Consider the following 21,050-nt stretch of genomic DNA (forward strand, 5'->3'; position numbering starts at 1 on the left):
TGGCAATTATTTTTTTCTTATATTAAAGGGTTCTTATTTAAATGTCAAGTAACTAATTTAAATAAGGTTTTAACTTAGCAGGTAAAGCTTCTATGAGTAAAACAACTAAATCATCAATTGTTAAATGCATATCTTTTAAGACCCATTCTACTGTCATATCAATAGAACCTCGACAATACATTTCTAATAAAAAATTGAGATGTGGATCTAAATCCTGATTAAGTTTCTTCTCAATCATTTTTTTATAAAAATCATAGATACAACAATAATCATAATGAATTAAATTATTATAATCATTAGATTTAAAAGCTTCTTTAAAAAAAGCATGCTCTTTTTCTATAAATTTAAATTTAAAATGCAACGCCTCATCTAAAGTGCAACCATTTCCCATTTGTCTAAAAGACTGTAAAACGAGTTTTTCAAAATACCAGTTAACTAAATCATACTTATCTTTAAAATAGCGATAAAATGTTTGTCTGGTCATCCCGGCTTTTAATACAATATCCGTGACTGTAATTTTATCTAATGGATTTTCTTTTATTAATTCCTTTATTGCACTTGCAAACAAATAACGTGTTTCATCATGTTTATCCATAATTATCCCCTTTAAGTTCATTCTATATTATATACATTCTAAACCAAAAAGAAAAGCACTAGAAACTAGTGCTTGTCATACTCATTAAATAAGCCAAGTTCTGTATTTCAGATAATCATTTATCTACGTTTTCACGTCCGATGATTCGTTCAATTCCAAATCAATCGATTCCCCTACCAAATTTGGGTTTCTGCCTTGCGGAGCTTTCCTCTTTTCACCTATAGTTTCCTATAGCATTGTCTCTGTGGAGCCATTTATGAATTTCAACCATAGTTACCCTTAGGTCTTGCTTCTGTCGTTAGTTTACACTACCCTCACTTATTGATTCGTGAGGCACAAACACTACAATCATCGCAGATTGTGGCAGCCTGGACTTTCCTCTACTATCAAGTAGCGATTACCTATCATGAGTATTATTATTTATTAGAAAAAACAGCTTTTTCTAATAAAGATAATCTTTTTAAAATATCAACATTAGATGAAACATTTTCTTCTAATGCATGAATATTATCTTCCTGCAATGCTTTTTCTCTTTCTAAACGAGTGTTTTCTTCTTTTAATTTTCTTACTTGTGATTCTAATTGATCAATTTTATCATAAGATTCATTTAATAATTTAGCAAAAGATTCATAATCTTTAACAATTTGATCTAAGTAATGATCAACTTCATCAGCGTTATATCCTTTAAAATCGACTTTAAATTCCTTATTTACAATTTTCTTAGGACTTAATGCAATTTTATATTCCATCTTTATTCACTCCCTATTATCATTTTACAAATTTATTAAGTTTTTGCAAGAGTTTTAAAACATGTCTTAAAAATAATATCATAGAAATTAGGTATCTTTATTATTATATGATATAATCAGTATGTAATTTTATAGAAAGAGAACAACTATGGTTAATTATCCAAATAAAAAGAAAGGTCAATATACAACAAGAACAATTGAAGGCAAACATGATACAGCAAGACGTGGTATGCATTTAGAGGAAGATATTAATCTAAGCAATGAATATTATTTATCACATGATATTGCTGTTATTCATAAAAAACCTACCCCTATCCAAATCGTTAAAGTTCAATATCCTGCTAGAACAGCAGCTAAGATTGTTGAAGCTTATTTTAAAACCCCTTCAACAACTGACTATAATGGTTTGTACAAAGGAAAGTATATTGATTTTGAAGCAAAGGAAACAAAGACAATGTCCTTTCCCTTTGTCAATATTTCTACTCATCAGATTAATCATTTAGATGCGATTATCAGACATCAAGGAATTGCTTTTGTCATTATTGCATTTACTAGAGTAAATGAGGTATACTTAATTGATGCATCATATATCATTGAAGCTTATCGTTATGGTAAAAGACAATCAATGAAATATGAGGCAATTAAAGAAAAAGGACATTTAATAAAACAAGGCTATTTACCAAGATTAGATTATTTAGACATTGTTGATCGTATTTATTTAGGAGGTAAACAATAAATGAAGTATAAAATGAAAGGTAAACCAAAATTAAATAAAAAAAGAGTCATTCAATCCATCATTATTGCTGTTGTCGTTTTAGCAGTAGGTGTTGTTGGCGTATTAGCATTTAGTGTCTATAAAGACACAGAAGCCTTTTCAGCAGAAAAATTAGCTTCTAGCGGTGCTAGTCAATTGATTGATAATAACGGTGATGTCATGTACACCTATGGCTCTGCTGAAAACGGAAAAAGAAAGAACGTCACATATAATGACTTACCACAAGTCTTAATCGATGCCGTTGTGGCTGCCGAAGATTCACGTTTCTTTGAACATAATGGATTTGACTTACCACGTATTGTTAAAGCAGCCATTGGTAACTTAGCATCCGGTGGGATTACAAGTGGTGGTTCAACAATTACGCAACAGGTTGTTAAAAAGTCATACTTCCCTGATGCCCAAAGAACTTACTCACGTAAATTTAGTGAAATCATCTTAGCGATTCGTGCTGATAAAGCTTTAAGTAAAGAAGAAATCATTACTCTTTATTTAAATAAGATTTATTTTGGTCGTAGTACAAGCTCAATTGGTGTGGGGGCTGCCAGCCTTTATTACTTTAATAAAGATGTTTCTGAATTAACTTTACCAGAGGCAGCATTGCTTGCTGGAAGTTTAAATTCACCTTATAACTATGATCCTTATTATAATCTAGATAAAGCAACAGAAAGAAGAAATAGAATTTTAAATTTAATGGTCAAACATGGCTATATCTCTCAAGAAGAAGCTACTGAAGCAAAAGCTGTCAAAGTAGAAAATATGTTATGTGCCAGCAATATTCAAAATGATTCTTATTTATCTGCTTATGTAGATATGGTTACAAGAGAAGTTATTGAAAAAACAGGACTTGATCCTCGTTCAACACAAATGAATATTTATACTTATTGTGATCCAGAAACACAAAAATTATGTTATGACTTAAATACTGGGGTTACTTATAACTACAGTGATGAAGACTTAAATATGGGTGGTGCTGTTCAATCCAGCCAAGATGGTCGTGTCGTTGCCGTATTAGGTGGTCGTAACTTTGTTCAAACGGGAACAAATTATGCAATGACTAAACAACAGCCAGGTTCATCAGTAAAACCTTTCTTAGACTATGGATTAGCCTTTGAATACTTAAATTGGTGTACTCAACATACAATCAGTGATGAAGCCTATACTTATGCTGGTACAAATAAATCAGTTAAAAACTGGGATGGTCAATATCATGGTGATGTTACGATTCCAGATGCTTTATATAATTCTTGGAATATTCCAGCCTTAAAAGCATTAGATGCCGTTCAAAAAGAAGTTAAAAAATCAGATATTGTTAAAGCATTAGAATCAGTTGGAATTGATATGTCTAAAGAAGAATTTAATACTGCTTATGGTATTGGTGGATGGGCTACTGGTATTTCACCAATAGAAATGGCAAGTACTTATGCTACAATTACTAATGGTGGTATGTATGTAGAAAGTCATACTGTTAATTATGCTGAAGATGTCCAAACTGGTAAAAAATACATGATTGATGAGGAAATTCAAGACGCTAAAAAACAAAGTTCTTATAGCGCTGCTTCTTCATTTATGATTCGTCAAACAATGATTGATTATACTAGTAGAGGTTCAGGAAGTTATGCTTCACTAGCTGGATTAAAAAATGTCGGATCTAAAACAGGTACTTCTAACTTTAGTGGAAGTTCATATGTTCGTGATGGTAAAGATAGAGATGCATGGATGACTGCTTTCTCTCCTGATTATGTCGTATCTGTATGGATGGGATTTACTCCTGATGGTATTAAAAAAGGAAAGAATACCAGTGATTATAAAGCTTATCCAAATAAAGTTGTTTCTGCAATTATGAGACATCTTGCTAGTGGTGGTTATAAAAAATCATATCCAAGTAAACCAGATGATGTTGTTCAAGCACAAATCGTTAAAGGTGTTTATCCTTATGTATCACCTTCAAGTGATACACCTAGTGATATGATTCTTACTGCTTGGTTTAAAAAAGGAACAACACCTAAGTCAACTCATGACAGTTCTTCATTGAACTTATCTCAATTAAGTTCATTTGAAGCAAGTTTAGATAGTTCTAATAAGATTGCTGTTAAGTTTGCTCCGTATAGTCCAATAGAAGCAACAACAAATGATCAAGCTAATGAAGGAACAAAGATGTATGGAAAGGTTGTCTATACTGTTCAAATCGTAGATAGTAATAGCGGTGCCACATTACATACTGAAAATTTAAGCAGTAATACTGGAACAATTAATTATACAGTAAATGGACAAGTTAAAGTGATTGGTTACTATAGTTATAGTAATGCTCCAGGAAAAACATCAAATAAAATTGAAAAAACATTAGGTAAAACAGAAAGTCAATTATCAGAATTACAAGGTACAGTGACTGCAGATGGTTCTACTGTAAGTGAGGGAAGTACGATTTCTGCTACATCCGTCTATGTAGCCATTACTCCTCAAGATAATTCGCATACTTTTAAGATTACTTTATATTCAAGTACTGGTGAAGAAATTACAAGTTCTAGTAGTAAATCAGCAACGATTAATTCTCTTGTTTCTGGATCATCTTATTCAATTGTTATGAGTGAATCTGATGGTTCTAAAACAGTAACAAAGAAAATTAACTTTACAGTTAAATAGAAAAGGCAACGATTGTTGCCTTTTTGTTTTAAAAAAATAGTCCTTGATAAGGACTATTTTCGATTTAACATTTGTTGTTGTTTTTCTTTATCTTTACACATATCAATAAGCTTACATTGTTTACAAGATGGATTGATTGCTTTACAAAAATAACGACCAAAGAAGATAAATTGATGGTGCGTTTTGGTCCAACGACTTCGATCAATATAACGCTTCATATTTCTTTCTACTGTTTCTACACTCGCATCATTTTTAGCAAATCCTAATCTTTTAGCAATTCTTTCAACGTGGGTATCTACTGCAAAAGCAGGAATATGAAAACCTACTGATAAAACCACATTCGTTGTTTTTCTTCCTACTCCTGGTAAACTCTCTAAAGCTTTTCTACTACAAGGAACTTCACCATGATATTGTTCAACCAACACTTCAGACATCCGTTTTAGGTTTTTAGCTTTATTACGATATAAACCGATTGTTTTAATATAAGTTTCTAGTTCTTTAATATCAGCCTGTGCCATGCTTTCCACATCAGGAAAACGTTTAAATAAATCTTTGGTTACAAGGTTCACTTTTTTATCTGTTGTTTGCGCTGATAACATCACAGCAACAAGTAACTGATAGACATCATCATGAATCAGTTCACAGTATGCATCTGGGTAAAGTTCATCTAAGTAATCAAGGACTCTCTGTGTTTTTTCTTTATTCATCTTCCCACCATTTATAGTGACTGACAGCAACTTTTCTTGGTTCTGGTTCTTGCTCTACATAACGCTGTTTAACGCCATTTTTAGCCCAATTATTCAAGATACCTTCAATATATCTAAAATTAAGAATTTGACTTTTTACAGCTTCTTTTAACGCTAATAAGATTCTTTCATCACTATATCCTTGTTCTTTCCATTCTTTTAAAATATCCATTTCCATCGGTGAAAGAGCACGAGCAAATTGCTTTTCAAATTCATCCAACAAATTCACTTCTGGTACTTCTTCTTGTTTTGACTCTAGCAGTCTTTCTACTAGTCTATTTAATTGTATCGTTCCATTACGATTAAAAATAAACTTCTTTTTAAGTAAAGAAGATAAAACATGATCTAATTCTTTATGTGATAAAGAAGAGTACTGTACTAACAATGAAGGAGAAATCATTTTAACATGTACATCTTTTAATACATATATCAATAATAAAATATAAATCTCTTGATCAACTAATCCTAATTCTTTTCCCTTTAAAATAAGTAATCTTTCTACTTGAATACAACCATTATCTTTTAAATACTTTAACATTCTTTCACCTACAATTTATACGCTTTAATAAATTCTCCATTATTTGCACTATAATAAGCATATATTAAAACATTATCTTGCCTATATGTAGCAACATAAACAAGCATCCCATTTTCATAACCTAATTCTATACGTTGAGGATTTTGTTGATACTTTTGATTAAATGATGCTTTAATTTGATTTTTAGAAATAATCTTCTTATCAAAAGATTCTACATATTTTAGTTTTTCATCATAAACCACATATTTAACCTTTTTCTTTTTTACCTTTAAAATATAATAAGTTTGATCACTATTATATTCATAAAAAACATTCTTATATTGGTAATGATGTTCTTGGCATATTTCATTACGAATACTTGTCATTTCATTTTGTTTTGTAGCATAAGGAACATGGATCCATAGCATATAAAAGCAAACATATATAAAAATAATCGCAAGTAATATAAATACTATTTTAAATCGATGTTTTTTTAAAAAAGCCTTCATTGACATTCTCCTTTGTTAGTTCATTATACTCTTTTTTATATAAAATAAAAAGACTTATGTAAAGTCCTTTATCCTTTAAAAATTAAAAAAGAGAACAAGCGTTCTCTACTAATCATCCCTTCTACTACTTCCGATAACCATTAAAACAATTCTAAGCAATGATAAAAGCGTAGAAATAACAGAAGCCACATAAGTAAGAGCTGCTGCCGTCAACATCTTTTTAGCACCACTATACTCACCATCAGATAAATAACGATCATTTAAAATCGTAAGTGCTCTAGATGAGGCATCAAACTCTACTGGTAAAGTCATAATTTGAAATAATAAAATACCACACATTAAAAACACACCTATCCATGCTATTTTAGTATTAGCTATAGCTAAACCTAAAAATAAAACAAACCAGCCTACTCTTTGACCTACATTACAAAAAGGAATAATAGCATTTCTAAAAGTAAGTGGTAAATAACCCTCTTTATGTTGAATGGCATGCCCACATTCATGAGCAGCGACTGCTAAAGCAGCAACTGTTGTTTGATCATAAATACCATTCGATAGTCTTAATACTTTATTTCTTGGATCATAATGATCACTTAATTCACCAGAGATATGTTCAATTCTTACATCTTGTAAACCATTTTGATCAAGGATTTCACGAGCTACCTGATAGCCTGTCATTCCTCTTGAATTATAAATCTTTGAATACTTACGATAAGAACGTGTCACTTTACCTTGAGCAAGAAGCATTAATACCGTTCCAATTAAAATCAGGAAAAATCCTACTTGGTTATATAACCCCCAACCATAATAACCATAATACATTTATATCACCTCTTCATTTATTATACACATAATTATGAACTTAAAATGAAAAGATGCAATTAATTCATTGCATCTTTTAAACGATTACTAGGTTTAAATGTCACTGTTTTACTAGCAGGTATAATCATTTCTTTTTGAGTTTTTGGTGAAATTCCTTTTCTTGCTTTACGATCATTTACTTTAAAAGTACCAAATCCAGAAATTAAAACTTTATCTCCTTCAACAACACTTCTTGTAATTGTATTAAACACAGTATCAACTAACATTTCTGCTTCTTTTTTTGTCATATTTCTTTCAATTGAAACCGATTCAATTAACTCTTTTTTATTCATTATACAACCTCCAAAATTAAAATCCGAGATTTAGTATAACATTAAAAAACATCGCTTTCAAGCACTTTTATTAGCTTTATAACACAATCGCTATGACATTACTTTTCCCCTTATTAACAATTTTACTTAAGATATCATGAAGACGAATACTAGCATTTTCAGGAATCGCATTAAGCTTAAAATACATGCCCTCTTCTATTAAATCACCCAGTTTTCTACCAAAGACATCACAATCAAAAACAGCCTGTTTATCATCCCCATTATTTTTTAAATAAGAAACAAAACTTTCTGCTTGTTGTTTTGAACCGATAATCGGTTCAAATGTGCTTTCAATGTTCACTCTAATCATATATGTTGTTGCTGCATTACTTTTAAGTTTCATTCCATAACGAGGACCCTGTTTAATAATTTCTGGTTCACTTAATTCAATATCATCTAAACGTGGTACTGCATAACCGTAACCGGTTTGTTTAACCATTTTTAAAGCACTGGCAACCCCTTCATATTCCTTTTTAATCTTTACTAAAGAAGCAATATAACTTAATAATGAAGCCTGATCAATATCTTCACCAATCACTTCTTTTAATAAATCTTGATATAAACCATCTCTTTCTTCTATTTTTAACTGCGTAGATGCATTGGCAGTATCTACCCCACGAATATAAGCTTTACTCACAAAATCATAATCATTAATACTATCAACAATTTGATTTACATCTTTGAGCTTCTTTATTTTAATTAATGATTCTTTTAATGATTGATCTAATGTTTGTTTTAACCAATGATCATGATCCAACAAAGCTAACCATTTAGGTACTTCTACTGCTACTTCACGAATAGGAAATTCATTCAATGCTTCTTTTAATAAAGAAACAACTTGTGATTCCATCATATTCGTCACATCTATTGCCATGACAGGAACATCATATTGACTTTGATAATCACTGACAACATCTTGACATCTTTGACTTTGAGGATCTTTACTGTTAACAACCACTATAAATGGTTTACCAATATGTTCTAGTTCATCAATAATATCACGGGTTGCCTGTTGATAATTTTTAGCTTCTAAATCAACAATACTGCCATCACTGGTTAATACAATACCAATCGTAGAATGATCTTGTATGACTTTTTTTGTGCCAATTTTAGCAGCTTCATCAAAAGGAATACTATCATTATACCAAGGTGTCTTCACTAAGCGAATACCACTATCATCCTGATAACCACTGGCACCATCAATCACATAACCCACACAATCAACTAATCTGACTTTAACATGAAAATCATCATCAACAACCATATCTACAGCTTGATTGGGAATAAATTTAGGTTCAACCGTCATAATCATTTTACCTTTACCAGATTGTGGTAATTCATCGATTGTTCTTAATTTAACATCTTGATTTTCGATATAAGGAATAACCGCAATCTCCATAAATCTTTTAATAAAAGATGATTTACCACTTCTTACCGGTCCCACAACACCTAAATAAATATCACCGCCACATCTTTGTCCTATGTCTTTTAATATATTCTTTGTTTCCATTTATCATGACTCCTTTATACCACTATATGTCTTGATTAAAAGATTAGAACAAAGAAAAAAGGAGGTACCCCTCCTTTTCATTATTTTACTTTTACTAATTCTAAATAACTTGTTGCGCCTACAACACCTGGTGTTCCTCCAGTGACTAAAATTTGTTCTCCTGGTTTAACACCATTTTCTCTAGCAATAATACTTGCATAATCAATCATAGAAATACGTGAACTTAATGGTTTACATGGAACAGCTTTAACACCCCAGTTTAAAGCTAATGCTTTTGTTGTTTTTAAAGAAGGCGTTGGTGCGATAATACGAGATTTTGTACGATAACGAGCCATTTTACGGGCTGTAAATCCAGATTCAGTAAAGGCAATAATGGCTGCTACATTGAACTTATAAGCAATTTCAGCTACTGACATACAAATAGCTTCACTTGCATCATTAGGCGCAGTACGAATTGCTTCTCTTTGTAAGCTTTGATAATCTAAACTATCTTCTATCTTACGAGCAATCTTAGACATCATTAAAACCGCTTCTTGAGGATAAAGACCACTAGCCGATTCACCAGATAACATGATAGCATCTGTTCCATCATAAATCGCATTAGCTACATCAGAAACTTCAGCACGTGTTGGTCTTGGATTTTCTTGCATACTATCTAACATTTGGGTTGCTGTAATAACAAGTTTTCCTCTTTCTTTACATTTTCTAATAATTGATTTTTGAATAAGTGGCACATCTTCTGCAGGAACTTCTACTCCTAAATCACCACGGGCTACCATGATACCATCAGCTACATCAAGAATTTCATCAACATTTTCAACCCCTTCTTGATTTTCAATCTTAGCTAAAATTTGAATATCATTACGACCATTTTCAATTAATAATTTTTTAATATCAATAATATCTTGAGCTCTTCGACAGAATGAAGCAGCAACAAAATCAAATGGATGTTGCGCTCCAAATGTTAAATCTGAAATATCTTTAGGAGATAAATAATCAAATCCTAATTTAATACCAGGAACATTAATACCACGTTTATTTTTAACTTCCCCATCATTTGCTGCCACACAAACAATATCACTACCTTCAACATGATCAACTAATAATTCCACTTGACCATCATTAACTAAAATATAACCACCTGGTTTAACATCCTTATATAAATCTTTATAAGTAATGGTAAAACGATCACTGGTTCCCACAATATCTTCATTACAAATTACACAAGTTTGTCCTTTTTTAAATGTTGTCTTTCCATCAACAAAATCACCTGTACGAATTTCAGGACCTTTCGTATCTAGAAGAATTGCTACTTGAGTTGATAATTCTTCATTAATTTCAAGTAATGTATTGATCTTTTGTTCATGTTCTTCATGAGTTCCATGAGAGAAGTTTAATCTCATGACATTCATTCCCGCTTTTACAAGCTTAGTAAGCATTTCTTTGCTTTCAGAAGCTGGTCCAATTGTACATACAATTTTTGTTTTTGACATAATCTCGTTTTTCATCATATAAGTCGCCTTCCTTTTACTTTATATGTTTAGTATAAACCTATTTTTAACTTTTAACAATGAATATGAAATAGCAAAATAATGCAAGAAGGCATGCTAAAAAATCCAAAAATAAACCAAGTTTCAAAGCATAGCGATATTGTTTCAATTTAACACTGGCAAAATAGAGAGTAACTACATAAAAAGTCGTATCACTTCCAGTTTGAATAATTGAGCCTAACGTACTATAAAGATGATTAATGCCATAAGTTTGAAATATTTGATTTAAAATAACTAAAGAACCTTGGCTAGAAAAAGGGCGAATCAACATCATCATCAATATCTGTATCGGTAAATGCATTGATTTCATCATCGGCTTTAATCCCTGTTGTAAAAGTTCTAATAAACCACAAGTTTGAAAACATTGGCACCATAAAGTAAAAGCCATTAAAGTCGGTGCTAAAACAACCACTAACCCTAACCCCTCTTTCACTCCCTTTACAAACTCATCAAAAACATCTACTCCATTGATCATTCCTAAAATAAAACTCACTAAAATAAAACCAACCACAAGATTAATCATGACGTTCTTTAACCTTAATAATCATGATACCAACAATGGTAATGATAAAACCTATCACCATACTGTAACGAAAAAAGCCGGCTACATCTCTAGCATGATAGCTTTGTCTTAAAGTCATCATTGAAGAAGGAACTAAAGATAAACCTGCTGTATTGATGACAACTAAAGTGAGCATTTCTCGAGTAGGGTGATGACTTGGCGTAAGTTGATTTAGTGCTTGCATCGCTTTTAATCCACTCATAGTAGCTAGTGAGCCGACTCCTAGTAAATTAGCCATCATATTTGAAGAAAGATATAAAAAAATATCTTGATGATCAATGACATTTCCATAAATAAAACGTAATACTGGTTTAAATAAAAAAGATAAATACTTAATCATTCCTGAAGCTTCAATCACATTTAAAATTCCATTCCATAAACAAGCACTTAAAACTAATGTTTTAACTAAATCAAAGACTTGAAAAGGACTTTTTAATACTTCAAAAAATAGCTTTTCTTGACGTTGCATTAAAAATGCCACTGTCAAGAAAATAATCATCCCATATTTAAAAACTTTAGCCATAAATAAGATCCTTTAAAATATAATAAAGTGCATATTTAAACTGATAATGTGATAGTTGTTTACAAACAACTGTTTTTTGATTAACTTGAAGATAAAGTTGATTTTGAATAACTTGACAGGTGACTTGATCTTGAGGCTGTAATTCTAACTGTAAATCACGATCAAAAATATAAACTTCCTGGTCTATCCAATTTAACCCTTCATCATATATCTTCACTGACTGAAACTTTTTAAAAACTTCTTCATATTTATCTTTATGAAAAGCAAAATCATTACCACAATTAAAAGTCACAATAATTAAGTCCATCCCTCTTTTTTTAGCTCTGGTTACTAAAGTCCTTCTGGCTTTTTTAGTAAAGCCTGTCTTTCCTCCTAGACAATATGAATATTCTTTTAATAAACGATTTTTATTATTCCAGGAACCTTTACCATCCAATCTTTGATAAACCTGAGTTTTAACAATTTTATTAAAGATTGGATTTTGACAACAATAATCCATCAAGATAGCCATATCTTTAGGACAAGATATATTTCCGTCATCTTCCTCATCTAAACCGGTAGGATTAGAAAAATGACTGTTAGAAAGTTCTAATTTCATCGCTAAATCATTCATTTTTTCAACAAACTTATCTACTGAACCAAATGTTGCTTTGGCTAGCATCAATCCACAGTCATTTCCACTTCTAAGCAATAAGCCATATAAAAGATCTTGAATCGTTATTTTATCCTTTATATGTATATAAACACAACTACCATAAGCTTTATCTATTGTATGATCAACAATGACTTCTTTATCTAATTTATTATTTTCTATCGCCAAAATCGCCGTCATGATTTTAGAAATAGATGCTACACTTTGACTTTCATTTTCTCTTTTTCCTTCAATGACACTTTTAGAAAAACGATCATAGACAACATAACTCTTGCCACAAAATTGAACTTGACTTAAAGATACTTGAAAAATAAAAAGGATACTGAGTAAAATTTTCATTTTATCACCAGTATCATTTTATGAATCTATTCATGTTTTATGATAATGAAAGTTCATACACTTTTATCATAAAATAAACACATAATGAAATCATCATATCACCCATTTATTATATGTTATCATGATGATTTTATACCTAACGTGCATAACGAATCAAAGTTTTAGCCTTTAATGGTTTAAAGTATTGACGAACTTTGCCACCACAGGCAATGACTAATTGATTATTGTAGCCAAATTCTCTACCAATTGTTCCTTTTTCAACTTTTGATATATGAGTTAATTGTCCTTTTATGATTGCAAATTTCATTGTATACTTCCTCCTTTTCTACCTTTATTATAGAAAAAGAAGAAAATAAATGAGGACGTATATAAAAAATGAAAACCGGATTACCGGTTTTCATTAATATTATCTATTAGAAATCTACTTCTGTGTCGTAGTAGCAAGCTTTTAATAATTTAACCATTTCTTCTTGTGTTGGAATACGTGGGTTACTTCCTGTACATGCATCTAAGATTGCATTTTTAGCAATATCTTCTACACGATCTAAGAAGACATCTTCAGGTACAAATCCTTTATCTGCTGGTAAACCATCAGCACCATAATGAGCAATACAATGAGGAACATTTAATTCATCATTCATTTTACGTAAATGAGCAATTAATAAATCTACTTTTTCATCATCATTATTTCCACCTAAATGCATATAATCAGCAATCACACCATAACGTTTTTTAGCAGTAGGATCTTTTGCATTAAATTTAATAACTTTAGGTAAGTACATAGCATTAGCTGCACCATGAATAATATGTCCACCTTGATCTACGAATGCAGCACCAGTTTTATGAGCCATTGAGTGAACAATACCTAATAAAGCATTTGAGAATGCTTGTCCTGCTAAACATTGAGCATCATGCATATCATCTCTGGCTTTCATATCACCATTATAAGAATCAATTAAGTTAGCTTGAATCATTTCAATAGCATGAATAGCTAATGGATCAGTATAGTTACAATTAGCAGTAGATACATAGGCTTCAATCGCATGAGTCATAGCATCCATACCTGTATGAGCAACCAATTTAACTGGCATTGTTTCAGCTAAATCTGGATCTACGATAGCCACATCTGGTGTAATTTCAAAGTCTGCGATAGGATATTTAATACCTTTATCATAATCAGTAATAATTGAAAATGCTGTTACTTCTGTAGCAGTACCACTTGTTGATGGAATAGCACAGAAATGAGCTTTTTTACGTAATTTAGGAATTCCGAATACTTTACACATTTCTTCGAAAGTAATATCTGGATATTCATATTTAATCCACATTGCTTTAGCAGCATCAATAGGTGAACCTCCACCCATAGCAACAATCCAGTCTGGTCCAAATTCTTCCATTACAGCAGCACCTTTCATAACAGTTGTTACTGATGGATCTGGTTCAATACCTTCAAATAATTTTACTTCCATTCCAGCTTCTTTTAAATAGTTAACAGCACGATCTAAGAATCCATTTCTTTTCATGCTGCCACCACCAACACACACGATAGCTTTTTTTCCTTCTAAGTTTTTAAGAGCTTCTAAGGCTCCTTTTCCATGATATAAATCTCTTGGTAATGTAAATCTTTGCATAGGTCACGTCTCCTTCTTTCCTTATACATTAATGATAGCACTTACATCACGTGAAAAAAAGAACATAAAAAGGAATAGTTATATTCCTTTTTTGATATACCTTATTTAAATTGTTCCGTTAATTGATGTAAATATCGAATAAAATCCCCTTCTTCACTCGTAGGATTATATCCTTTTCTATATATCACTAAGTCAATATACTCATTTTTTTGATCTAAACATTCTTTTAAAATCAAACCATAAGCATCTAACATTTCTTTTGATAAAGGAGAAGCCCAAATATAGGTATCCTTGACATATCTTAAGATTTCATATTGACTAGCACGTTCATATATTTTAATGGTTTTATTAGCTTGTTGATAAGGATTATCTTGGTCTTGAATGCGGCTATCGCCATGAATAAGTTCAATTTGATCATATAAATCCGCCAAATATATATTCTTGTTTGCTAGAACATTATCTTTAGACATCAATACTAAATAATGAAAGCGAAATAACTCTTCCCATTTAATGCCTTTTAAAGCTAAGATATTTTCATAATAATTCATTTGATCAACAGGTATTCTAATAATTCCTAAATGATCTTCACCTTCATTGATATTAGAAATAGCCTGTTCTGTATTCGTTTCTCTATAATTAATATCAATATCCTTATCCTTTATTCTCTCACTTCTTAAAAAACGAATAAAAGCTTCTGAGATATAACTCACTCGAGGTACAGAGATATTTAAAGAAACTGTTTTTAAAGAATCTTCATGATACATATTTTCTAAAGCTTCTACCTCACTAACAATACTGATCGCTCGATCTAAAAACTGTCTTCCTTTTTTAGTAGGGGTTACCCCCTTACTATTTCTTTCAAAGATTTTAATATTCATTTCTGCTTCTATTTCTTTAATAATCTTTGATAGACGAGGCTGATTTAAATATAAGTGGGTAGCTGCTTTCGATATCGAACCATACTTATCTACTTCTATCATATATTTTAAATGTAATAAATTCATGATCATCACCTAATCTTTATTCTATCACAATATTGTAAAGTAAAGATATGATTTGTAAATTTATTACAAAGAAGAGTTTAGATTTGCTATATGAATTGATTGTACAAAAAGCATTATGTTATTAAAAGAAGCCCACATGGTGTGAGCTTCCAATATATACATATAAAATTAATATTTATTTCCTAAGTATATTTTAATTAAAAATATTTTCTTGATGAATGTAATTTTTTAAACTATACTCATCTCCGACAATTGTAACATCAAATTCTTTAACGCAATATTGAAGCCATTCATACAAAACAAACATATCTCCTACTAACTGTGTAACATAAATCATAGAAATTTTATGACAACTAACATACCCTGAATATTGTCTATGTTGGAAATCATTTTGTACCAAATATTTTTGAATATCAATCCATGCTTTCTTATAATTTTTTGAAGGGTAATACTTTTTTACCAGTGCATCACTTAAATCAAAATTAAGCGCCTTTTTGCTTTCTAATGAACTCATTTGTTTGCGCTCTCACTTGATAGAAATTTTTTAAAGCATCTTCCCTATATTCTGGACTATCTGGTGTATCTCCAAAAAAACTAATATACCATTCATCTACTATTTTTAAAAACCAGTTTGTATCTGGTAATTGCCATTGTGCTATCACAAATGTTCCAAAATCTTTTTTAACACCTTGGTAAACACCAGGTGATTTTACTTTAACACCTCTGTCAGTAAAATACTTATCAATCTTTTGATAACAACTCTCTAAATCAATATGATGTTGTTTTGCTTTTTCTTCACTCAAATATATTTCCATTAACATCGTCTTTTACTCCTTATTACAATGTAATCTATTGTGTCATACCCCTCACTATTTAAAATAATTTAATTTTTGACTTATTATTAGTTAATATTTATTTGATTATTGATGTAATGATTAACCCCTTCTAACGTATCAATTCCATAAACTTTATGAACTGCTTTAAAATACGTTTTGATTTGTTCTTTAGTAATTAAAATATTGGAGCGTTCTAAAAGTGAATATCCTTTTCTAGATTCTACCCAAGGTGTTTCTTTATGAGTAATTTGTTCAAGAACTTTTCCACTATAATTTCCAAATGAATTTAATACTAGATTTATTATGTCTTTTTCCTCGTTAGATAACACTTCAAATCTATTTTTTAAAATGATAAAACGATTATCATCTATGGGGTTGTATTTAAATTCCTTAAATAAATTATAAACATTTTCATACACTGGACCATGTACCCAAGCATAACAGTCCTCTTTAAATAATGGTATATCATATAGCGTCATATATATTCCTTGAATAAAGTAGAGTATTTTTTGTAAAGCAAGAGGTGTAAGTTCTATTGTTTCTTCAAATATATATGAAATAGTAGATAGTAATTTTGATGAAACATTAAACATATCATTTAATTTTTTAGCACACTTTATTGCTTTTTGATACGCTGTTTCTCCTATTTTATCTTTATTTTCATTAAGTTTATCAATCATATATTTCGGTGATTTAAGAGCTGATTTGACAATGTCTGAATACTCTTTTGAAGGGACTTGTCCCTTCAAATAACGAGTAATAGTAATCTCTCCAAAGCCTAATGCTAGAGAAAGTGGTGCTTTTCCAATATCGTATAAGTTCATAAGTTTTTCTATATCTTTAATTGTAACAATATCTTCCATTTGTCGATATTGATCATCAATTTCTTTTGTTTGTAAGTCTAATAATCCTGGTATTTCAATTTCTTCACCACAATTTTTACAATAAGCTGTTGTTATATCGAACATATATTTTTTGTCTTTAATAGTATATTCTGTTTTCACTATTTTTATTTCATGTTCTGTTTTTTTTCTACATTCTGGACAAAACACTAAATCTTTAGTCATTTTTATTCCTCCGTTTCATATTACTAGTACGTAAAATATTTATTCATTGGATACTCTTGTTCATGAAAAGATATTATAATGCAAAATCCATCATCTAACTTGTTAAATTTTATATATAATTTTTCATCTGAATAATTAGTATGTTTATTTCTTCTTATTTCACAAAAATCATCCTCTGTTAAACTGAGAATGATATTACTTCTCTCTTTTTCACTTATAATATAATCTCTAAATAACTTTTTATTCTTATCTCTTCTAGAAAATGAACATCTATTGTCGTAGATAGCTTTTTTTATTTCTAACAACTACTCTATTATGTTTTCTCGAGTAATAGGACCATCTTCTTTGTAATAATGTGTTTTTTTATATATCCTATCATCATTATATTCAATGATTGAATTATGTCAATATCCTATCATTGAATAAAAAATAAGTGCAACCTAGTTGCACTTATAAATAATTATTTCTTTTTAACAATATCATTTAAATCTTTAAAGATAGAATGATCAGGAATGACACCTCTTACTCTAGAAAGAGGATAAATGTTAGTATGTCTGCCAATGACTGTACCAGGATTTAATACACTATTACATCCTACTTCTACATAGTCTCCTAACATAGCTCCCATCTTCTTTAATCCTGTTTCGATTGATTCTTGATTGAATCGATCTTTAACAACAACTAAAGTCTTATCACTTTTAACATTACTTGTTATTGATCCTGCACCCATATGTGATTTATATCCTAAAATAGAATCACCTACATAGTTATAATGAGGTACTTGTACACTATCAAAGATAATGACATTCTTTAATTCTACCGAATTACCAATAACACAATCTTGACCGACTAAAGCACTTCCTCTAACAAAAGCACCATGTCTTACTTCTGTTCTAGCACCAATAATACATGGTGCTCCTAAATAAGCACTATCAAACACTTTAGCATCTTTATGAACCCATACATGTTCACTTACTTCTTGATAATCATCACCTAATGATTTACCTAATTCTATAATAAAGTCTTTAATATCTTTTAAAGCTTGCCAAGGGTATTCATATTTTTCTAATAAAGGACGAGCTTGGCTATGATTTAAATCATATAAATCTTCTATTTTATACATTTTTATTACCTTCTTATTTACCATTTAATACATCTTTAATTGCTTTTGTATTTTCACTTACACTTATTGCATCTGGAATCATGTAATAGAGATTACTTGATGGCATATAAGCTCCACCTGTTTGAGTTACACCTTTTCCAGTAAATTGTTTTTGAGTGAAAGTCCAAGCAGCATTATCATTGATTTGCATTTTAATTAAATCAGTAATGTCATTAGATTCCATGTTTGTTTCAAAACATCCCGTAATCGCATTTAACACACTAGAATAATTTTTAATAATAGCAGGTGACATCATCTTATTTAACATGCCCATTAAAACATCTTGTTGATGTTTTACACGCATGTTGTCACCTTCAACAAATGAATGTCTTTCTCGAGAATAAGCAAGCGCTTGAGCTCCATTCATATTTTGTTGACCAATAGTATAAGTATAACCACCAGCACTAAAATTACGATCTACATCAACAGTAATACCACCTAAAGCATCAACCATTGTTGTAAGTGAAGTAAAGTTAACACGAGCATAATAGTTAATATCAACACCTAAATAATTTTGGATTGTTTTCACTGTATTTTCAGGTCCAGCAATACCTGAGTGTGTTAACTTATCACTAGCACCCATATTAGCTAAAGGAACATAATAATCTCTTGGAATAGAACTTAATAATATTTTCTTAGTATTTGGATTTACTGTCATGATCATATTAACATCTGATCTTGCTACAGTTGAAATAGCTCCATAAGTATCAATACCAGAAATATAAACTGTAAATGGGGTATTGGTTACTGATACACGATTAGAGAAATCTTTAACTTTAACTTTAACATCGGCTGTCCAGATTTCTTTAGTTTCATTTTCAAAGTCAGGATGATTTTCTTCAAACATTCCATTTAATGCTGTATTCACTAAAATAGCATTAACAGTATGATTATATAAATCATCACCTAAATTAGCATAAGAAATCACTGAATCATAAGAAATACTTGATTCTTTTTCTTGTGCTTGTTTAATAACTTTATTCATATCATCTTTATTATCATTTTGTAAGCAATATTCAATTGATTCATTTTGTAAATCTTTTAAACTATTAATCTTACTGCTCTTTAAAACAACAATTGCATAATGAGTTGATTTTGTATTTGCACCAGTAATATCATCTAAAGCCGAATTACCTTTACTTACCATGACTGATCCAAAGATCATTAAAATACTTAATAATAAACTTATAATCTTTCCTACAATCTCTCTTGGTTTAGTACGATGTACATGATGGTGATGTCCCTCTCCATCATGATGACGTCTTTTCTTTGTTTTCATTAAAGCAAATGTAACTAAACATAATAAAGCTAAAAGCATGACAAGAATAGCTGTATAAACTGTTGGTATCACATTTAACTTAACAATAAAAAATAAGAATACACATGTTGAAATGACTTGTAAACCAAGGATTACAGGCCAAGATATCACTTTCTTTACTTTATCCATAAATACCTCTACTTTCTTGCTTCAAATTATATAACTTTTATAGGTGTTTTTCTACATGAATGTATGAAAAAACATTGCAAGTAGCAGTGTTTGACAAATTAATACAATATCATGACATATTATTTAGATAAACAGTGAATATTAATTACATTCTTTTCTAAAATAGGCATTATTACGTTTTTCTACTTTGTAATAAATCTTTAAAGCATCTTCTCTATATTCTGGACTATCTGGTGTATCTCCAAAATAACTTATATACCATTGATCAACAACTTTTAAAAACCAGTTTGTATCAGGTAATTGACATTGTGCTTTAACAAATGTACCAAAATCTTTTTTTACTCCCTGATAAACACCTGGTGATTTTATTTTAACACCATACTTTAAAAAATAACGATTTATTTTTTAATAAAAACTTTCTAATTAAAATTTGATTTTAGTTATACTATACATCATTTTTATAATTATTAATTATATCCATACATTGATCAAACAAAATATCATTATTTATAATTATAACAAATAATGATGTTTTTGCTCTTGTTATAGCTTGATAAAGCATTTGAGCACCGTAATTCCCAGAATCCCATATTCCTGCATCTAATCGATCTCCTATATAATTAAATTTGGCATCAATTATAACTGCCACCTTTTCAAATTCTTGACCAATAACCTGATGAGAATTACCAAGAGAAACACTATTCAAACGTGTAAAAATAGAATCACGATATATACTTGGGGTGTAATTAATAAAATTCCATCCTTGCCTTTTTAAATATTTCAAAAAAGTTTCGGTATCTTTGTATGTTTTAAATTTTGTTAAATAAACATTTTCATAATTCATCTCCATATGTTTATGACTTTTATCAAACAAATTATCAACAAAAAAATAAATTTCCTTATTTGCTCGTATTCTCCCTTTAATTTTATATTCTTTAATGACATAATCTTTAATCAGTTCTATTGAATTAGAATTTTTTTCTTTAGCATTCATTGTTTTGGATTGTCAACACTTTTTTGGACACTTTTTATGAGAACGCACG

General features: G+C 30.1%; 23 protein-coding genes and 1 other RNA gene. 2 read left to right on the forward strand and 22 right to left on the reverse strand.

Annotated elements, in window-relative coordinates:
• Positions 1-52 precede the first annotated feature (52 nt).
• From DWZ53_RS08670 to gpsB, 3 genes are all read right to left on the reverse strand, one after another.
• On the reverse strand, positions 53-595 hold the full coding sequence (locus DWZ53_RS08670; protein WP_118433548.1) for a TetR family transcriptional regulator: 543 nt from the start codon (positions 593-595) through the stop codon (positions 53-55).
• Between the two features lie 84 nt (positions 596-679).
• Positions 680-1,005: RNase P RNA component class B (rnpB, locus tag DWZ53_RS08675), an RNA gene on the reverse strand.
• 6 nt (positions 1,006-1,011) lie between these two features.
• A complete protein-coding gene (gene gpsB / locus DWZ53_RS08680; protein WP_118433550.1) occupies positions 1,012-1,344 on the reverse strand; it encodes a cell division regulator GpsB in 333 nt (110 codons plus the stop codon).
• A gap of 148 nt (positions 1,345-1,492) precedes the next feature.
• Between gpsB and recU the strand changes: the two genes are divergently transcribed.
• Both recU and DWZ53_RS08690 read left to right on the forward strand, forming a co-directional pair.
• A complete protein-coding gene (gene recU, locus DWZ53_RS08685; RefSeq protein WP_118433552.1) occupies positions 1,493-2,080 on the forward strand; it encodes a Holliday junction resolvase RecU in 588 nt (195 codons plus the stop codon).
• Positions 2,081-4,759, forward strand: a complete 2,679-nt coding sequence (locus DWZ53_RS08690; protein WP_118433554.1) for a transglycosylase domain-containing protein — start codon at positions 2,081-2,083, stop codon at positions 4,757-4,759.
• A gap of 53 nt (positions 4,760-4,812) precedes the next feature.
• Here DWZ53_RS08690 and nth read toward each other — a convergent pair whose 3' ends face one another.
• From nth to DWZ53_RS08790, 19 genes are all read right to left on the reverse strand, one after another.
• Positions 4,813-5,466: an endonuclease III gene (gene nth / locus DWZ53_RS08695; RefSeq protein ID WP_118433556.1), complete on the reverse strand. Its 654-nt coding sequence runs from the start codon at positions 5,464-5,466 to the stop codon at positions 4,813-4,815.
• Positions 5,459-6,043: a DnaD domain-containing protein gene (locus DWZ53_RS08700; RefSeq protein ID WP_118433558.1), complete on the reverse strand. Its 585-nt coding sequence runs from the start codon at positions 6,041-6,043 to the stop codon at positions 5,459-5,461. Before DWZ53_RS08700 ends, nth begins: the two co-directional genes overlap by 8 nt.
• A gap of 8 nt (positions 6,044-6,051) precedes the next feature.
• Positions 6,052-6,531 (reverse strand): PepSY domain-containing protein, encoded by a 480-nt coding sequence (locus DWZ53_RS08705; protein WP_118433560.1) that lies wholly within the window; start codon positions 6,529-6,531, stop codon positions 6,052-6,054.
• A 108-nt stretch (positions 6,532-6,639) separates the two neighbouring features.
• Positions 6,640-7,353, reverse strand: coding sequence for a zinc metallopeptidase (locus DWZ53_RS08710; RefSeq protein WP_118433562.1), 714 nt, complete (start codon positions 7,351-7,353; stop codon positions 6,640-6,642).
• Between the two features lie 59 nt (positions 7,354-7,412).
• The gene (locus tag DWZ53_RS08715; protein WP_118433564.1) at positions 7,413-7,685 is read right to left on the reverse strand and encodes an HU family DNA-binding protein; all 273 of its coding nucleotides are present in this window, start codon (positions 7,683-7,685) and stop codon (positions 7,413-7,415) included.
• 76 nt (positions 7,686-7,761) lie between these two features.
• Entirely contained in the window at positions 7,762-9,234 is a 1,473-nt protein-coding gene (gene spoIVA / locus DWZ53_RS08720) for a stage IV sporulation protein A (RefSeq protein ID WP_118433566.1), read from the reverse strand.
• Positions 9,235-9,314: 80 nt separating this feature from the next.
• Positions 9,315-10,745 (reverse strand): pyruvate kinase, encoded by a 1,431-nt coding sequence (pyk, locus tag DWZ53_RS08725; protein WP_118433568.1) that lies wholly within the window; start codon positions 10,743-10,745, stop codon positions 9,315-9,317.
• Between the two features lie 46 nt (positions 10,746-10,791).
• Positions 10,792-11,307 (reverse strand): spore maturation protein B, encoded by a 516-nt coding sequence (locus tag DWZ53_RS08730; RefSeq protein ID WP_118433570.1) that lies wholly within the window; start codon positions 11,305-11,307, stop codon positions 10,792-10,794.
• Positions 11,300-11,869, reverse strand: a complete 570-nt coding sequence (locus DWZ53_RS08735) for a hypothetical protein (protein ID WP_118433572.1) — start codon at positions 11,867-11,869, stop codon at positions 11,300-11,302. The genes DWZ53_RS08730 and DWZ53_RS08735 overlap by 8 nt, the downstream gene beginning before the upstream one ends.
• The gene (locus DWZ53_RS08740) at positions 11,862-12,860 is read right to left on the reverse strand and encodes a D-alanyl-D-alanine carboxypeptidase family protein (RefSeq protein ID WP_118433574.1); all 999 of its coding nucleotides are present in this window, start codon (positions 12,858-12,860) and stop codon (positions 11,862-11,864) included. Before DWZ53_RS08740 ends, DWZ53_RS08735 begins: the two co-directional genes overlap by 8 nt.
• Positions 12,861-12,996: 136 nt before the next feature.
• A complete protein-coding gene (locus DWZ53_RS11225; protein ID WP_199589170.1) occupies positions 12,997-13,167 on the reverse strand; it encodes a hypothetical protein in 171 nt (56 codons plus the stop codon).
• A gap of 106 nt (positions 13,168-13,273) precedes the next feature.
• Entirely contained in the window at positions 13,274-14,491 is a 1,218-nt protein-coding gene (locus DWZ53_RS08745; protein ID WP_118433576.1) for an iron-containing alcohol dehydrogenase, read from the reverse strand.
• 101 nt (positions 14,492-14,592) lie between these two features.
• Entirely contained in the window at positions 14,593-15,495 is a 903-nt protein-coding gene (locus DWZ53_RS08750) for a LysR family transcriptional regulator (RefSeq protein WP_158568222.1), read from the reverse strand.
• Positions 15,496-15,688: 193 nt separating this feature from the next.
• Complete coding sequence (locus tag DWZ53_RS08755; protein ID WP_118433580.1) at positions 15,689-16,009, reverse strand: hypothetical protein; 321 nt, start codon at positions 16,007-16,009, stop codon at positions 15,689-15,691.
• Positions 15,978-16,316: a hypothetical protein gene (locus tag DWZ53_RS08760; protein ID WP_118433582.1), complete on the reverse strand. Its 339-nt coding sequence runs from the start codon at positions 16,314-16,316 to the stop codon at positions 15,978-15,980. Before DWZ53_RS08760 ends, DWZ53_RS08755 begins: the two co-directional genes overlap by 32 nt.
• 80 nt (positions 16,317-16,396) lie before the next feature.
• Positions 16,397-17,398, reverse strand: a complete 1,002-nt coding sequence (locus DWZ53_RS08765) for a type II toxin-antitoxin system antitoxin SocA domain-containing protein (RefSeq protein WP_118433584.1) — start codon at positions 17,396-17,398, stop codon at positions 16,397-16,399.
• Between the two features lie 460 nt (positions 17,399-17,858).
• On the reverse strand, positions 17,859-18,521 hold the full coding sequence (locus DWZ53_RS08775; protein ID WP_118433588.1) for a UDP-N-acetylglucosamine pyrophosphorylase: 663 nt from the start codon (positions 18,519-18,521) through the stop codon (positions 17,859-17,861).
• 13 nt (positions 18,522-18,534) lie between these two features.
• Complete coding sequence (locus DWZ53_RS08780) at positions 18,535-20,007, reverse strand: LCP family protein (protein WP_118433590.1); 1,473 nt, start codon at positions 20,005-20,007, stop codon at positions 18,535-18,537.
• A gap of 445 nt (positions 20,008-20,452) precedes the next feature.
• On the reverse strand, positions 20,453-21,001 hold the full coding sequence (locus DWZ53_RS08790; protein WP_118433592.1) for a hypothetical protein: 549 nt from the start codon (positions 20,999-21,001) through the stop codon (positions 20,453-20,455).
• Between the last annotated feature and the right edge of the window lie 49 nt (positions 21,002-21,050).

This window comes from Coprobacillus sp. AF33-1AC, from assembly GCF_003475785.1.
In the GTDB taxonomy this organism is placed as follows: domain Bacteria; phylum Bacillota_I; class Bacilli_A; order Erysipelotrichales; family Coprobacillaceae; genus Faecalibacillus.

Bases quoted from the DNA above. Each gene is read 5' to 3' on its own strand.
- DWZ53_RS08670 (WP_118433548.1), bottom strand. From the start codon at position 595: ATGGATAAACATGATGAAACACGTTATTTGTTTGCAAGTGCAATAAAG.
- gpsB (WP_118433550.1), bottom strand. From the start codon at position 1,344: ATGGAATATAAAATTGCATTAAGTCCTAAGAAAATTGTAAATAAGGAA.
- recU (WP_118433552.1), top strand. From the start codon at position 1,493: ATGGTTAATTATCCAAATAAAAAGAAAGGTCAATATACAACAAGAACA.
- DWZ53_RS08690 (WP_118433554.1), top strand. From the start codon at position 2,081: ATGAAGTATAAAATGAAAGGTAAACCAAAATTAAATAAAAAAAGAGTC.
- nth (WP_118433556.1), bottom strand. From the start codon at position 5,466: ATGAATAAAGAAAAAACACAGAGAGTCCTTGATTACTTAGATGAACTT.
- DWZ53_RS08700 (WP_118433558.1), bottom strand. From the start codon at position 6,043: ATGTTAAAGTATTTAAAAGATAATGGTTGTATTCAAGTAGAAAGATTA.
- DWZ53_RS08705 (WP_118433560.1), bottom strand. From the start codon at position 6,531: ATGAAGGCTTTTTTAAAAAAACATCGATTTAAAATAGTATTTATATTA.
- DWZ53_RS08710 (WP_118433562.1), bottom strand. From the start codon at position 7,353: ATGTATTATGGTTATTATGGTTGGGGGTTATATAACCAAGTAGGATTT.
- DWZ53_RS08715 (WP_118433564.1), bottom strand. From the start codon at position 7,685: ATGAATAAAAAAGAGTTAATTGAATCGGTTTCAATTGAAAGAAATATG.
- spoIVA (WP_118433566.1), bottom strand. From the start codon at position 9,234: ATGGAAACAAAGAATATATTAAAAGACATAGGACAAAGATGTGGCGGT.
- pyk (WP_118433568.1), bottom strand. From the start codon at position 10,745: ATGATGAAAAACGAGATTATGTCAAAAACAAAAATTGTATGTACAATT.
- DWZ53_RS08730 (WP_118433570.1), bottom strand. From the start codon at position 11,307: ATGATTAATCTTGTGGTTGGTTTTATTTTAGTGAGTTTTATTTTAGGA.
- DWZ53_RS08735 (WP_118433572.1), bottom strand. From the start codon at position 11,869: ATGGCTAAAGTTTTTAAATATGGGATGATTATTTTCTTGACAGTGGCA.
- DWZ53_RS08740 (WP_118433574.1), bottom strand. From the start codon at position 12,860: ATGAAAATTTTACTCAGTATCCTTTTTATTTTTCAAGTATCTTTAAGT.
- DWZ53_RS11225 (WP_199589170.1), bottom strand. From the start codon at position 13,167: ATGAAATTTGCAATCATAAAAGGACAATTAACTCATATATCAAAAGTT.
- DWZ53_RS08745 (WP_118433576.1), bottom strand. From the start codon at position 14,491: ATGCAAAGATTTACATTACCAAGAGATTTATATCATGGAAAAGGAGCC.
- DWZ53_RS08750 (WP_158568222.1), bottom strand. From the start codon at position 15,495: ATGAATTTATTACATTTAAAATATATGATAGAAGTAGATAAGTATGGT.
- DWZ53_RS08755 (WP_118433580.1), bottom strand. From the start codon at position 16,009: ATGAGTTCATTAGAAAGCAAAAAGGCGCTTAATTTTGATTTAAGTGAT.
- DWZ53_RS08760 (WP_118433582.1), bottom strand. From the start codon at position 16,316: ATGTTAATGGAAATATATTTGAGTGAAGAAAAAGCAAAACAACATCAT.
- DWZ53_RS08765 (WP_118433584.1), bottom strand. From the start codon at position 17,398: ATGACTAAAGATTTAGTGTTTTGTCCAGAATGTAGAAAAAAAACAGAA.
- DWZ53_RS08775 (WP_118433588.1), bottom strand. From the start codon at position 18,521: ATGTATAAAATAGAAGATTTATATGATTTAAATCATAGCCAAGCTCGT.
- DWZ53_RS08780 (WP_118433590.1), bottom strand. From the start codon at position 20,007: ATGGATAAAGTAAAGAAAGTGATATCTTGGCCTGTAATCCTTGGTTTA.
- DWZ53_RS08790 (WP_118433592.1), bottom strand. From the start codon at position 21,001: ATGAATGCTAAAGAAAAAAATTCTAATTCAATAGAACTGATTAAAGAT.